Here is a 15,197-nt window from a genome sequence, read left to right on the forward strand (position 1 = left end):
ATATATAGAAAACCAACGTTTTCAACCTAAGTCCAAAATTCTGAAGACCAATTACCTTTCGGTGTAGGTCTTCAGAAGCTTAATTTCGCTTACTTATCGCTGCGATAGACCACTTTAAACCTCTCGCAAACAAGCTCCATATCTTCTGACCATTTAATGCCTAACTCATCACACACCGACTTAAAGAAATTGGTATGAGCGAAATGCCATCCCTGATAGCTTCTATCCCCTTCACCTTCGGCGAATGCAAAGTTTTCTGAAACTTGATTGAATGGTATTTGCTTTATAGACGTTGTTTCTATGATACAGACAGGCACTTCATCCCAGTTCAGCACGATCATCAACTGACCAACTTGAGCAAGCGCTTCACCTTCGAGCTTGTAAGCCGCCTTCAAGCTACAGGTTGCTGTTTTAACACCTTTCAATACAAGACGAGCGCACTCATTTGCATTCCATTCATCACCACAAAAATACTCAGCAATGACTGGGATACTGCCTGTACATTGATCCTGTGGCAGTGTCTGAAAATATTGTTCTAAGTAAGATTGATGTTCTGCTTTCATATTGGCTAACCTTATTTTTTTACAGATTATCTATCATCAGTAGATATAACGTATAATAACGGCAAAACTATCTGTAGGCACATTATGACTCAACTCAATAATCCACTTCATGGGGTTAAACTTGAAAAACTACTCACGGATCTCGTCGAACATTATGGCTGGGAGGAATTAAGCAATATGGTCAACATCAATTGCTTTAAGAAAGATCCAAGCATCAAATCTAGCTTAAAATTTTTGCGTAAAACGGAATGGGCGAGAACGAAAGTTGAAAGCCTATGGCTTAATATGCAATAGAATGACCCACCACTAATTGTGGTATTAGCAAATTTCATCCAATAAAAAACCCGAAAGCATACACTTTCGGGTTTTTTTAACTCAGAATAAAGAAGTTATTTCTTCTCTTTTCTTTCTCTTTCTTTGTCTTCTTTAACTTTAGCAATAACTGCTTCAGCAACGCTGTTCGGACACGGAGAGTAGTTAGCAAATTCCATTGAGAACTGACCACGACCAGAAGTCATTGTACGCAGGTGACCGATATAGCCAAACATTTCTGAAAGAGGAACGTCTGCTTTAATACGAGCACCAGTAACGCCAGCTTGTTGATCTTTGATCATGCCGCGGCGACGGTTAAGGTCACCGATAACATCACCAACGTGATCGTCTGGTGTAAATACGTCAACGTTCATGATTGGTTCAAGAAGTTGCGCACCAGCTTTAGGCATAGACTGACGGAATGCACCTTTCGCTGCGATTTCAAATGCAATTGCAGATGAATCCACTGCGTGGAAACCACCATCGAATAGCTCAACTTCAACATCTAGCGTTGGGAAACCAGCAAGAACACCGTTTTCCATCATGCCGCCAAAGCCTTTCTCGATTGCAGGCCAGAATTCTTTAGGTACGTTACCACCAACAACAACTGATTTGAACGAGAAACCAGAACCAGGTTCACCTGGTTTGATACGGTAGTCGATTTTACCAAACTGACCAGAACCGCCAGATTGCTTCTTATGCGTGTAGCTATCTTCAATTGCTTGAGTAATAGTTTCACGGTAAGCAACTTGAGGAGCACCCACTGTTAGGTCAACACCGTAAGTACGCTTAAGAATGTCTACCTTAATGTCTAGGTGAAGTTCACCCATACCTTTAAGGATAGTTTCGCCAGTCTCTTCGTCTGTTTCAACTTGGAATGAAGGATCTTCAGCAACCATTTTACCAATTGCGATACCCATCTTCTCAGAACCACCTTTATCTTTCGGTGATACAGCAATTGAGATTACTGGCGTTGGGAAAACCATTGGTTCAAGCGTTACTGGGTGCTTAGGATCACATAAAGTATGACCAGTTTTCACGTTCTTCATACCTACAATCGCAATGATATCACCAGCTTGAGCGCTAGTAAGTTCGTTACGGTCATCGGCTTGCATCTCAACCATACGGCCAACACGCTCAGTTTTACCAGTAAATGAGTTAAGGATGGTGTCACCCTTATTCAATGTACCTGAGTAAATACGAACGAAAGTTAACGCACCGAAGCGATCATCCATTATTTTAAATGCAAGTGCTTTAAATGTTTCGTTTGGAGAAACAATCGCGTGCTCGCCATTTTCTTCACCTTCGTCGTCCATTAGAGGTTGAGGATCAACTTCTGTTGGAGAAGGTAGGTAGTCAACAACAGCGTCAAGAACAATTTGAACGCCCTTGTTTTTAAATGCAGAACCACAGTATGTTGGGAAGAACGCTAGGTCACGAGTACCTTTACGAATACAACGTTTAAGGTCTTCAATAGAAGGTTCTTCACCTTCCATGTACGCTTCCATTATATCGTCGTCTTGCTCAACCGCTGTTTCGATTAGCTCTTCACGGTACGTTTCAACATCATCAACCATATCTGCTGGGATGTCTTGAATCGCATAGTTTTCAGGAAGACCAGTGTCATCCCAAACGTAGGCTTTACGAGTGATTAGGTCTACAACACCAACGAAGTCGTCTTCGCGGCCGATAGGTAGAACCATAACAAGTGGCGTCGCGCCTAAAACTTTCTTAACTTGATCAACAACATTAAAGAAATCTGCACCTATACGGTCCAGTTTGTTCACGAAGATCAAACGCGATACTTCTGAATCGTTAGCATAACGCCAGTTAGTTTCTGATTGTGGTTCAACACCACCAGAACCACAGAATACACCAACACCGCCGTCGAGTACTTTAAGTGAACGGTAAACTTCTACTGTAAAGTCAACGTGTCCAGGAGTATCGATAACGTTCAGACGGTGGTCTTTCCAGAAACAGCTTACTGCCGCTGACTGGATGGTAATACCGCGCTCAGCTTCCTGATCCATGAAATCAGTTGTAGATTCGCCATCATGAACTTCACCAGTCTTATGAATTTGACCAGTCAGTTTAAGGATACGTTCAGTTGTAGTAGTTTTACCCGCATCAACGTGCGCGAAAATACCAATATTTCTGTATTTTGATAAATCAGTCATTGTCTTACTCTGTTAATAAGGTATAAAAATGCGCGCAGAGTATACCACAATCTCTCGAGACTGATACCCTAACGTGCGTTGATTCTATAAAAAAGTGGCTTATCTTACCACGTAGATTTAATTGTAGTTAGACATTATTTGTCATCGAGTAGAGAATTTATTATTAAGACATTTATAGACTACTTTAAAAGAGATCTCATTTATCAATTAGACCTCGTCAAAAGCATCAATTGCCTCCGATAACTTTCTAACGCCATGTATTTCCATCCCAGCTATTCCGCCTTTAGGCATATTTGCCGATGGAATAATGGCCTTTTTAAACCCGTGCTTAAAAGCTTCCATCAACCTCTCTTGCCCACTAGGTACTGGGCGTATCTCACCGGCAAGACCCACTTCACCAAAGACGACAACATCCTTAGGTAACGGCCTGTCTCGAAAACTGGATAGTAGTGACATTATTAGCGCTAGATCTGCACCAGTTTCTGTCACCTTTACGCCACCGACAACATTAACAAACACATCTTGATCTGCCATTTGCAAGCCACCATGTTTATGGAGGACCGCAAGCAATAACGACAGACGATTTTGGTCTAAACCAACGGCCACCCTGCGTGGATTGGCTTGTTGTGAATAGTCAACTAGCGCTTGTATCTCAACGAGAAGCGGACGCGTCCCCTCCCAGACCACCATAACAGAACTACCAGATGTCTCTTCTTCTCCACGAGAGAGAAAAATAGCCGAAGGATTGCTGACTTCTCTGAGTCCCTGTTCGGTCATTGCGAAGACGCCGAGTTCATTGATAGCCCCGAATCGGTTTTTGTTGCTCCTCAGTGTTCGGAAGCGGCTATCTGAACCACCATCAAATAGTACTGAGCAATCTATTATGTGCTCTAGCACTTTCGGCCCAGCAAGAGTCCCATCTTTGGTAACATGACCAACCATAAATACGGCCACATTATTTTGTTTTGCATATCGAGTAAGTGTCGTTGCGGACTCTCGTACTTGAGCGACACTGCCGGGTGAAGATTGGACATCTGAAACATGCATAACTTGAATCGAGTCTATCACCATAATGCGAGGCTGCTCTTTCTCCGCAATCTGGACAATTTTATCTACATTCGTCTCTGAGAGCATTTTTAGATGCTCTTTCGGTAACCCTAGCCTAGACGCTCGCATGGCAACTTGTTGAAGAGATTCTTCTCCTGTCACATAAAGCGCTGGCATCTGAGAGGAAAGCATACACATAGTTTGCAAAAGCAAAGTAGATTTACCAGCACCCGGATTACCTCCGATTAAAATAGCCGCTCCAGGCACTACTCCACCGCCTAAAACCCGATCTAATTCTTTGAATCCACTAGTAAAACGAGGCACTTCTTGTAGGTCAATCTCGGACAACACTTGAACGGTAGACTCTACAGCGCCAGCATAGCCCACCAACCTTTCATTTCTTGCCACTTGGGGAGACGCCGCGAGGCGTATCTCAGTAATAGTGTTCCAAGCCCCACATGCATTACATTGCCCTTGCCATCTAGGATAATCAGCCCCACAATCGTTACAAACGTAAGCTCGTTTAACTTTTGCCATGGATCCTCAATAAATGTTATCTAAATCAATTAATCGAAATATTACGCACATTTGAATCGAAACGAAATATTAAAGTAAATCGTTAGTAAGCCGATATATACTCAATAAACCTAACTGAGCTCACTCTACCAGAAAAAATGCAACAATCTGAAATACTCTCTTTAGTAGAAAGATTAATTCCTGTTTATGGCTCTCCTGACTTCAATATAGTGTTAGAGCAGCTAACGTATGGTGAACCTGCGTCAGCAAAAGTGATTGCAAAAATGGAATTAAATCGACTGATGAACCCATGCACTAGGTCTATAGACTTGAGAGGGAGGGTTCAGGGTGAGTGTAGAGAATACAAATTAGATGGCCGAACACATTGGTTAGATGACGTTGCGATCAACTCATATCATAAAAAAATAAAACGATTTGGTAGCTATACCGAAGGGGTATACGAAGCAATGGTCAACACGAGAAATAATTTTCGTGTTATGCACCAGAATACAAAATCTAATTCTAGTTCGGGTTTAACCAACCCAGAAAGTCCGTTTGAAGTCGAACCTATCACACTAGGGTTGGTTCTGAACAGGCAAGAAAAACGGCTAAAAATGTCTACACAAGTAGATATTACATTGAAAAATGGCCAAAAAATTCATGCCTCTAGCGTTGATTTATCCAATTCAGGTGTAAAACTAAAAGTGCCAAGTGCATTCGATTATAACCTTGGCGAAATGGTTGAAATGCATTTTTTTCAGCTAGAGAAACAGAGCAAACTTAATGAATTGGGCGCATCGCTTGATTATCGCATCATCGGTATAGAAGAGTGCTATGAAAACGATAGTATCCGATGGTTACGTGCCATCAGACTAACCGACACCCATATCATTGGTCGAGCCATCGACGTCATGTTGAATAACAACATAAAAAAAGCCAATCATGATAATCAAGATAAAATATTACAGTCAAGAGCCCATGGTTATGAACACGCCTACATCAAATACACCCGAAACCTACCTCTCTTTTTCTCAGGCACAGAGTTAAAATACGCTCTTCTTAATGATTTCAATAAAGAGGTCTGGGATTACTGGCATGACGAACGGTATCAACAAACACTAGGTTCTCTATTTGATGCTTCACGAATGAATGAACTAACTAAATTCGGTGCTAAACATTCAAGTAATGTTATCTATACGTTTATCCATGAACACCAAGATAAAGAGTTGCACTATTCACTGATGCTTCCAGAAGCCACCAGAGCCGAGCGGCAGCTTTTTTGGCATACAGGCGCACGTAGAAATAGCTGGAAAGTTTATCGCATTCATATGCACGAACTTAGCCCTGAAGAGAAAAGTAGCATCGCTGGTGTATATGCTAAGGCAGAAGAAGACAACATAACCCATTTTGGCCTATTACAAGAGATATCTAACGTCGAATCAGTACGGGATTATCAATTAACTGAAAAGCCGACTTTAAACTCAAGCATATTAAATAAATTTAGACACTCTCGTAAAATCGTCGGTAGCCCTAAAGGTATCTATTACGACGATGTATCACGTCGAAAAGAGCAACGTTATAAATTTCGATCGCCTATTGAAATTATCAATGATGGATCTGCACCGATTGTGGGTGAAACGATTAACTTTTCATCTCGCGGACTGCTTGTTTCTTTATATCAACCTTTACAGTGTCGAATTGGAAACACGATAAAGGTTAGTCTGAATGAACTGCAGCAGTATGATCAATCAGCACCATTAACGCACATACCTTATACTGTTGTGCGTATTAGCCCAAATGGGTTGAATATTCATTTATCTTTAGAGGAGAACAGCCTCACAAACCGAGCGGTGAATTTCCTAAGAAAACTCATTGCTCACAACAAGAACAAGCTACCACTCACTGACGAAGAACTGCCTGAAATCGATCTGCTGCATACTATGTATGACATAGTACTACCCAGATTAGCCAGTACACCATTTTATATATCGAAAAAAGAGAGTGTGTTGCAACCCATCGCGATTGGCGTTAATTACCCGCTAGAACCACACTTAAAAGTATTGAAAAAACTAGGGCATCAAAAAGATTTCTCTTTAGAGCCCATATTTAAGAACAGAAGTGCAAGACTATTAAAAGACCCTATTCGTCCAGTTCCCGGAGCAAAACCGGTATACCATGACGTTTATATTGCCGTAATCAAGAATGACGACGAGATAGAAGCTATCTACACCAAGCTTTATGATGAGTTTCCGACACTTCAAGAAAGGTTGCGATTTATCAAGAAATCAAAACAACTGGGTGAGTTCTACGTATTGCGGATTAATGGTGTACCCGTCGCAAATACATCAACTAAAATGTTAATAAAAAAATTAAATGAACTTGCTTCTTCAAGCATGCATCATGCAAGAACGCTCGACAAAGAATTCAGCTCAATAGTTGGCTTTGGTGAAATCATAGACATAACGGAAGAAATATTAATTCGACTAGAACTCACTTAAGCGTCACTAAATTACCCCACATATGACATTCTAGGGTAATTTAGTTAATGCGCTAGCACATCAAAAACTGATCTTCCGATGTTTAGCTAACAGACCCGATAGTATACACATTACCCCACCGAGCCCCGCGAATCTTACCGACGTTTGAGCTTGTTGCTCAACTTTGGGTTTCGCATGGTAGGCAATACCTAAACCGGCTACTTCCATCATTACTAAATCATTCGCACCATCACCTACCGCAACAGTATTTTGTTGAGTAACGCCATATTTCTCGGCAAGCTGTTGAAGAATGTCAGCCTTCGTCTGCGCGGATACCACCTCTCCAATAACGGCACCGGTGAGCTTCCCATCAATAATTTCAAGCGTATTCGACTGTGCATGATCAAGCTTTAACTCTTGCTTCAAGTAATCAGAAAAGTAAGTAAAACCACCAGAAGCAATGGCCGTCTTCCATCCAAACCCTTGTAGACTGCTTATGAGTTCCCTCAAATCTGGCATAAATGGCAGCGTCGCTCTCACTTGCTCTAAGATATCTTCGTCAGCGCCTTTTAAGGCCAATACTCGCTGCCTCAGGCTTTGCTCAAAATCTAACTCACCTTGCATGGCTCTTTCTGTTACTTCTGATACCTGTTCACCAACACCAGCCAATTTTGCGATCTCGTCGATACACTCTATTTGTATCGCGGTAGAATCCATATCAAAAACAATAAGTCCTGGTTGAGTTAGATCTGGCACATCAGAGAGAGAGGCGTAGTCAATCTTCGAGGCTTTAAGTACTTTCTCATGTTCATTTGTTAGTTCACCAGACATCAACGCCACTTCGTAGTGTCCAACGCTCCACACATCCAACACAGAATTATAGGTCTGCGTATGAAAATCTATATCCTCAAAGAGTTGAGGTGAAAGATAAGTCGAAAATACTATCCAACCTGCATTTTTTCTATCCAATTGGTTTGAAAGTCGGGTTTCAGGTAACCGTTGAATAAGTTTTGTTTGTTTTTTTATCGGTAAAGTCTTCACTGCGTCCATGCCCACTAAATTCACTTAAGCTAAACGTTAACCTATTGCAATTTCAAAAGGCAAGCGCCAATATGTGATTACATTGAAAAACAAAGAATAATGGTCAAAAATGAAACGTTCACTTTTCTCAATAGGTTTATTTTTAAAAAGTATCGCCATTATTTTTCTACTTTTAATATTTGGCTACATCGCACAAAACAGTGTTGTGATAAGTAAAGGCAACGAACAGATTCAGTCTCGCCAATTAGAAACGCTAACGAAGGTACTCGTATCCCAAGCTTCTCTTTCTGCCAGTGATATGATCACAAACAGTGACCAAGAACGGCTTCTAAAACTAACCAATCAATTAGCCAGAGAACGACTCGTTTTTGATGCCACTATCTACGATTCAGAGGGTATAAAACTTGCCGCAAGTGAAGATGCAAAATCAACCAGAGAGATATTAGGGTTAGATACGCCTTTAGAGACGGCAAGCATCGGTCGTCTACAACTTGTAGAACCTATTTTTCACGATAAAAATCTGATTGGATACGTTCGTATAACGTTCGAGAAAGGGATGGTCACGGCTATTTCAGACCATCATTATCGTAATAGTGATCGCTATATGTATGTCATGATAATAATTAGTTTTTTAAGTGGAATGTTAATTACATTAATCTTGACTAGAAAACCGAAAAATAAGCAGGAAAATCTATTAGTAAAAGAACGAGACTAATCGGTTGGGGAGACGCCAGTTCTTACATGTAACGGACTCTCTACTCCAAACCCGTTAAGCCATTTTTGTTACTACGATTGCATAAAAAAAGCTCTGACTTAACATCAGAGCTTTCTAATTTAAACCTATCGATACTTTAGTCTTTATCACCCAGCAAAACTGAATCTAGTGCTATTAGCATCATCTCATTAAACGTGGTAGCACGCTCTTCAGACGTGGTTTGCTCACCAGTCTTAATATGATCCGATACGGTACAAATTGCTAATGCTTTGGCACCATACTCCGCCGCAACGCCATAGATACCGGCTGCTTCCATTTCAACGCCAACGATGCCGTACTTGTCCATTACGTCGAACATGCTCGGATCCGGTGTATAGAAAAGTTCAGCTGAGAATAAGTTACCCACTTTCACGTCGATACCGCGAGCTTTTGCCGCTTCTTCTGCTGCCTTAACCATTTTATAGTCTGCAATAGCAGCAAAATCATGGCCTTTGAAACGAATACGGTTAACTTTAGAGTCCGTACTTGCCCCCATACCAATAACAACATCGCGAACCTTGATGTCTTCGCTTACCGCGCCACAACTACCTACACGAATAATTTTCTTAACACCAAAATCTTTGATTAGCTCAGTAACATAGATAGAACATGATGGGATCCCCATTCCATGACCCATAACTGAGATCTTACGTCCTTTATATGTACCAGTGTAACCAAACATATTACGAACATCGCACACTTGGACAACGTCTTCCAAGAATGTTTCCGCAATGTATTTGGCACGCAGTGGATCACCTGGCATTAAAACGACATCAGCAAAAGCGCCCATTTCAGCGTTAATATGTGGAGTTGCCATTAATTTATTCCTTTGTAGGTTTTAAATAGCTCCTATCTCTAAGGTTCTTTGCCCTAAGAGAAGCACACATTGTGCAGGAGCTAACAATCATAAACTGCTGTTGAGTGCCCAGAGGCAACCCAACAACGCTCTATCACAAAAAGCTTTTTCCGTAATCCATATCAGAGGTACCGAAGTACTCTGCTAGGCTCTGGCCAATGTCCGCAAACGTCTCACGGCGACCTAAAGAACCTGCTGGAATTTTTTTGCCATAGACTAGAACAGGGATGTGTTCACGAGTATGGTCACTTCCCGGCCATGTTGGATCACAACCATGGTCAGCAGTAAGAATCAAGACGTCATCTTCTTCAAGAATCTCAATCATCTCTGGCAGTCTTTTATCAAAATATTCTAACGCTGCAGCATAACCTGCTACATCACGACGATGGCCGTAAGACGAGTCGAAATCAACAAAGTTAGTGAATACAATAGTATTATCACCGGCTTCTTTAACTTGTTCTAGAGAGGCATCAAATAACTCTTCTAGACCCGTTTTTTTTACTTTCTTCGTGATTCCGCATCCCGCATAGATATCGGCTATCTTACCTATTGATACCACTTCTCCACCTTTCTCTTCTACAAGCTTTTGCAGAACAGTCGTGGCTGGTGGCTCTAAAGATAAATCACGGCGGTTTCCCGTACGTGCAAATTCGCCCGCTTTCGCACCGATAAATGGACGAGCAATTACGCGGCCAATATTGTAATCTTCAAGCTCTTCACGAACAATGTGGCAAAGATCTAACAAGTTCTCTAGACCATATGTTTCTTCATGACACGCGATCTGGAATACTGAATCTGCAGAGGTATAAAAAATCGGCTTACCTGAAGCCATATGTTCTTCACCCAGTTCATCAAGAACAACCGTACCAGATGAATGGCAGTTACCAAGGTAACCCGGTAAATTCGCACGTTTTACAATTTTATCTAAAAGCACATCTGGAAAGCTGTTGGTTTTATCAGAGAAATACCCCCAATCAAATAACACCGGAACACCAGCGATTTCCCAGTGACCAGATGGCGTATCTTTACCTGAAGACATCTCAGCTGCATGACCATATGCGCCGATAATCTCAGCATTTTCATCTAAACCCTCAGGAAAACGTCCTGTTGACTCTTGAGATGCTAGGCCAAGCCCCATCTTCGAAAGATTAGGTAACGTAAGTGGCCCTTTACGATTTTCGTTATCGGCTAATCCTTTTGCACAATGCTCTGCAATGTGTCCAAGAGTATCTGAACCAACATCACCAAATTTGTCCGCATCGGCTGTCGCGCCGACACCAAAGGAATCTAAAACTAAAATAATCGATCTTTTCATTTTTGCTCTCCGTCAGAAGAAATAGTCAATGTGGTTACCTGATTAGCGGGTAAATTCACACATCTTCCGCGCGTATTTGGCGGTACACATTTGGGGTTGAAATATATGGGGCGCTACCGACTACAATCGCTTTCTTTAACGCCATTGCTGCTTCTTGCCACTGATCTTCGTTTCGCGCGTGTATGATGGCTAAAGGTTTATCCTCATTGGCCGTATCACCTAAACGAATAAAGCTATCAAAACCTACAGCATAGTCGATAGTGTCGGTTGCAACACGGCGACCTCCACCCATACCAACGACTGCCATACCGATTGCACGGGTATCCATAGCGGATACAATACCACTCTCATCTGAATAAACAGGTTTGATAATTTCAGCTTTATCAAGATAGTTATCGTAGTTTTCAACAAAATCGATTGGACCACCTAGGCCCGCCACCATTTTACCAAAGCAACGTGCTGCGCTACCGTTATCTAGTGCGGCTTGTAGCTTCTTGCGTGCGTCATCTTCATCCGTTGCCAATTTAGCTAACACCAGCATTTCAACACATGATGCCATTGTCACTTCAAATAGACGCGGATTTCGATATTCACCCGTTAAGAACTGAACGGCTTCACGAACTTCAACCGCATTTCCCGCAGAAGAAGCCAGCACTTGGTTCATATCGGTTAAGATTGCTGTTGTTTTTGTTCCAGCGCCATTAGCAACCGCAACAATAGATCGTGCTAACTCTTCAGATGTTTCATAGGTCGGCATAAATGCACCCGAACCGACTTTTACATCCATCACTAAAGATTCTAATCCTGCGGCTAACTTCTTAGAAAGAATAGAAGCCGTAATTAGAGAAATATTATCAACGGTCGCAGTGATATCGCGAGTTGCATACACACGTTTGTCCGCCGGTGCTAAGTCACCCGTTTGACCAATAATGGCAACGCCAGCTTCTTTCGTCACTTGGCCGAATACTTCATTGGTTGGCGTTATATTGTAACCCGGTATAGATTCAAGCTTATCTAGAGTACCACCAGTGTGACCAAGGCCTCGACCAGATATCATGGGGACAAAACCACCACATGCTGCCACCATAGGGCCAAGCATTAGAGAGGTTACGTCGCCGACACCACCAGTAGAATGTTTGTCTACTATCGGGCCACCAAAATTCATATGGTCCCAATCGATGACCATGCCAGAATCTCGCATTGCACAAGTTAAGGCAATACGTTCAGGCATCGTCATTTCATTAAAAAATATAGCCATTGCAAAAGCGGCTATTTGACCTTCTGATACTGTATTTTTTGCGACACCTTGAATGAAAAAATCAATTTCTTCATTGGTTAATACTTCGCCATCGCGCTTTTTGCGGATAATTTCTTGTGGTAAGTACATTAGAACTGCCCTGCTTTAAAATTAAAAAAAGGAATTACTCCCCTAGAGATATGATAATTTACGAGAACCTATCCCTAGGGGTGTTTCTTCTATTTAGTAAGCGCTTGGATCCGCAACTTCTTTCGTTACTTCTAATGTATTGAGTAAGCTAGTTAATAAGCTTGATGCACCAAAGCGATAATGCATATTGTCCGCCCATTCAGCACCAAGAATATCGTCTGCCATCGCAAGGAAGGCAGCAGCATCTTCAGCTGTTCGTACTCCACCCGCTGGTTTGAAGCCAACCTTTTCAGCTACACCCATATCGCGAATAACTTTCAACATTATTTCTGCTGCTTCTGGTGTCGCATTAACTGGCACTTTACCTGTCGACGTTTTAATGAAGTTTGCACCAGCGTCAATAGAAAGCTCTGACGCACGCTTAATGAGTGCTTCTGTTTTAAGTTCGCCCGTTTCTATGATCACTTTTAGTAAAGTATCACCACACGCTTCTTTACATTGTTTTACCAATTCAAAGCCTGTTTTCTCATCCCCAGCAATAAGCGTACGGTAAGGGAATACAACATCGACTTCATCAGCGCCATAAGCGATAGCCGCTTTTGTCTCTGCTACTGCAATGGCAATGTCGTCATTACCATGAGGAAAGTTTGTAACCGTTGCAATGCGAACGTCAGGCGTACCTTGTTCACGAAGTGTTTTCTTAGCAATTGGTATAAAACGAGGGTATATACATATTGCAGCCGTATTACCTACCGCTGTTTTCGCATCATGACAAAGCGCAATCACTTTTTCATCAGTGTCGTCATCATTTAGCGTCGTTAAATCCATAAGTTTTAGTGCACGTAGAGCTGCAGCTTTTAATTCGCTCATTTCTATCTCCGATCAAAATATTCAATTTGTTTACCGAAAAGCTTACTCAGTCCAATCTAGTATAGATGGTAGTAGATGAATCGCTTTTAGGTTACGAAATGAACGGACTTGGTTCCTTGAAGACTTAGTAACGATTCCGTCGAATCAACCTACTAATTGCTATCCCTGTCACCGCACAGTACCAATTTGTCTAATGGCACAACAATCTGTGATTGCGGTGTTTGTCTAAGATAATACGTCGTGTATTACCGACTGAAAAAATATGACTTACTCACTTGCCTGCGTTCTAGTTTTTCTATCTATATAGAGCACAAGCCTTACATTTTCCAGATGTATATATTATAGCCATTACAACAGAATGTGATAGGGGTATCACTTAACGCAAACGTTTTGTATCTCAAAAAAATTCAAATAAACGCTGTGGCGTAACTATTTTTCAACTTTGTTTGGCTTAAGAAACAAAAAACCGTAGCAATTTCTTGCTACGGTTTCGATTCAGCATTACCTGTACTGTTCTCTATATTGCGACAAACTTAGAATGCAGCAAGAGAGATACAGAAACCAGCAATAGTTGCAGCCATTAGGTTAGACAATGTACCAGCAACAACCGCTTTAATACCCATACGTGCGATATCATGGCGACGACCTGGTGCAATACCACCCAAACCACCTAATAGAATGGCGATAGATGATAAGTTTGCAAAACCACATAGTGCGAACGAGATGATTGCTGTCGTTTTCTCTGTCATCACTAGACCTGTTGCCGCGACTACTTGAGCATTTTCACCCACGTACGGTACAAAGTTCAAGTAAGCAACGAATTCGTTAACGATAGTTTTCTGACCGATGAAAGAACCCGCCAGTGTCGCTTCTTCCCAAGGCACACCGATAAGGAATGCAAGAGGAGCGAAGATCCAACCAAGAAGAAGTTCTAGGCTTAATGATTCCATACCGAACCAACCACCGATGCCACCAAGGATACCGTTGACTAGTGCAATAAGGCCGATGAATGCGATAAGCATTGCACCTACGTTAAGCGCAAGTTGCAAACCAGCAGACGCACCGCCAGCTGCCGCATCAATAACGTTAGCAGGTTTATCGTCGCCACCGTCAAGAGCATCTGCAACATCACTAGCAAATTCTTCAGTTTCAGGTTTGATTATCTTGGCAAACAGTAAACCACCAGGGGCGGCCATGAAAGATGCTGCTACAAGGTATTCTAGAGGAACGCCCATTGAAGCATATCCAGCAAGTACACCACCCGCTACTGACGCTAAACCACCACACATTACTGCAAACAGCTCAGATTGAGTCATTTTAGGAACAAACGGACGAACCACTAAAGGTGCTTCAGTTTGACCTACGAAAATGTTAGCTGCTGCGGACATAGATTCAGCTTGAGACGTACCCAAAGCTTTTTCTAATGCACCACCAAGAATTTTGATTACCCACTGCATTGCGCCGATGTAATAAAGCACAGATATTAGTGAAGAGAAGAAGATTAGTGTAGGCAGCACTTGGAATGCGAAAATAAAACCAAGACCATCTACTGAAAAGCTCACTAGGTTACCGAAAAGGAAACTAGTACCGCTTTTGCCGAAATCGATCACGCTAGCGACACCGCTAGAGAAACCACCGAGTAAATCTTTACCCCAAGGCACGTATAGTACGAATGCACCTAGAATAAATTGGATAGCGAATGCACCACCCACAGTTCTTACATTTATTGCTTTGCGGTTGTCGGATAGAAGTACTGCGATTGCAATGAGTACTACCATGCCGATTAGGCTCATAAACAGGCTCATGGTTTATGGCTTCCTTATTTAGTTAAATGGCGTGTGATAAAATTGGTGCTAAAAAGCGAGGCGATTATAAACAGACC

Annotated in this window: 12 protein-coding genes; 3 read left to right on the forward strand and 9 right to left on the reverse strand. The window is 41.9% G+C overall.

Annotated features, from left to right (window positions below):
* Nucleotides 1–89: 89 nt before the first annotated feature.
* The gene (locus AACW90_RS05900; protein ID WP_390232178.1) at nt 90–563 is read right to left on the reverse strand and encodes an ASCH domain-containing protein; all 474 of its coding nucleotides are present in this window, start codon (nt 561–563) and stop codon (nt 90–92) included.
* Nucleotides 564–647: 84 nt separating this feature from the next.
* Here AACW90_RS05900 and AACW90_RS05905 point away from each other — a divergent pair, with 84 nt between their 5' ends.
* A complete protein-coding gene (locus AACW90_RS05905) occupies nt 648–857 on the forward strand; it encodes a VF530 family protein (protein ID WP_195704173.1) in 210 nt (69 codons plus the stop codon).
* Between the two features lie 95 nt (nt 858–952).
* On the opposite strand, the gene fusA is transcribed toward AACW90_RS05905, so the two are convergent.
* Entirely contained in the window at nt 953–3,052 is a 2,100-nt protein-coding gene (gene fusA / locus AACW90_RS05910; RefSeq protein ID WP_390232182.1) for an elongation factor G, read from the reverse strand.
* 207 nt (nt 3,053–3,259) lie between these two features.
* The gene (gene radA, locus AACW90_RS05915) at nt 3,260–4,636 is read right to left on the reverse strand and encodes a DNA repair protein RadA (protein WP_390232185.1); all 1,377 of its coding nucleotides are present in this window, start codon (nt 4,634–4,636) and stop codon (nt 3,260–3,262) included.
* A gap of 137 nt (nt 4,637–4,773) precedes the next feature.
* Between radA and AACW90_RS05920 the strand changes: the two genes are divergently transcribed.
* Nucleotides 4,774–7,113, forward strand: coding sequence for a PilZ domain-containing protein (locus tag AACW90_RS05920; protein ID WP_390232188.1), 2,340 nt, complete (start codon nt 4,774–4,776; stop codon nt 7,111–7,113).
* Nucleotides 7,114–7,173: 60 nt separating this feature from the next.
* On the opposite strand, the gene serB is transcribed toward AACW90_RS05920, so the two are convergent.
* Nucleotides 7,174–8,142 (reverse strand): phosphoserine phosphatase, encoded by a 969-nt coding sequence (serB, locus tag AACW90_RS05925; protein WP_390232191.1) that lies wholly within the window; start codon nt 8,140–8,142, stop codon nt 7,174–7,176.
* A gap of 100 nt (nt 8,143–8,242) precedes the next feature.
* Here serB and AACW90_RS05930 point away from each other — a divergent pair, with 100 nt between their 5' ends.
* Nucleotides 8,243–8,848, forward strand: coding sequence for a YtjB family periplasmic protein (locus AACW90_RS05930; RefSeq protein WP_390232194.1), 606 nt, complete (start codon nt 8,243–8,245; stop codon nt 8,846–8,848).
* A 136-nt stretch (nt 8,849–8,984) separates the two neighbouring features.
* Here AACW90_RS05930 and deoD read toward each other — a convergent pair whose 3' ends face one another.
* From deoD to AACW90_RS05955, 5 genes are all read right to left on the reverse strand, one after another.
* Entirely contained in the window at nt 8,985–9,704 is a 720-nt protein-coding gene (deoD, locus tag AACW90_RS05935) for a purine-nucleoside phosphorylase (RefSeq protein ID WP_390232197.1), read from the reverse strand.
* Between the two features lie 133 nt (nt 9,705–9,837).
* The gene (deoB, locus tag AACW90_RS05940) at nt 9,838–11,058 is read right to left on the reverse strand and encodes a phosphopentomutase (protein WP_390232200.1); all 1,221 of its coding nucleotides are present in this window, start codon (nt 11,056–11,058) and stop codon (nt 9,838–9,840) included.
* Between the two features lie 55 nt (nt 11,059–11,113).
* Entirely contained in the window at nt 11,114–12,445 is a 1,332-nt protein-coding gene (deoA, locus tag AACW90_RS05945; protein WP_390232203.1) for a thymidine phosphorylase, read from the reverse strand.
* A 93-nt stretch (nt 12,446–12,538) separates the two neighbouring features.
* The gene (gene deoC, locus AACW90_RS05950) at nt 12,539–13,315 is read right to left on the reverse strand and encodes a deoxyribose-phosphate aldolase (protein WP_195704182.1); all 777 of its coding nucleotides are present in this window, start codon (nt 13,313–13,315) and stop codon (nt 12,539–12,541) included.
* A gap of 533 nt (nt 13,316–13,848) precedes the next feature.
* Nucleotides 13,849–15,120, reverse strand: a complete 1,272-nt coding sequence (locus AACW90_RS05955; protein WP_195704183.1) for a NupC/NupG family nucleoside CNT transporter — start codon at nt 15,118–15,120, stop codon at nt 13,849–13,851.
* Nucleotides 15,121–15,197 lie beyond the last annotated feature (77 nt).

It is taken from the genome of Vibrio frigidus, from assembly GCF_042465995.1.
GTDB lineage: Bacteria > Pseudomonadota > Gammaproteobacteria > Enterobacterales > Vibrionaceae > Vibrio.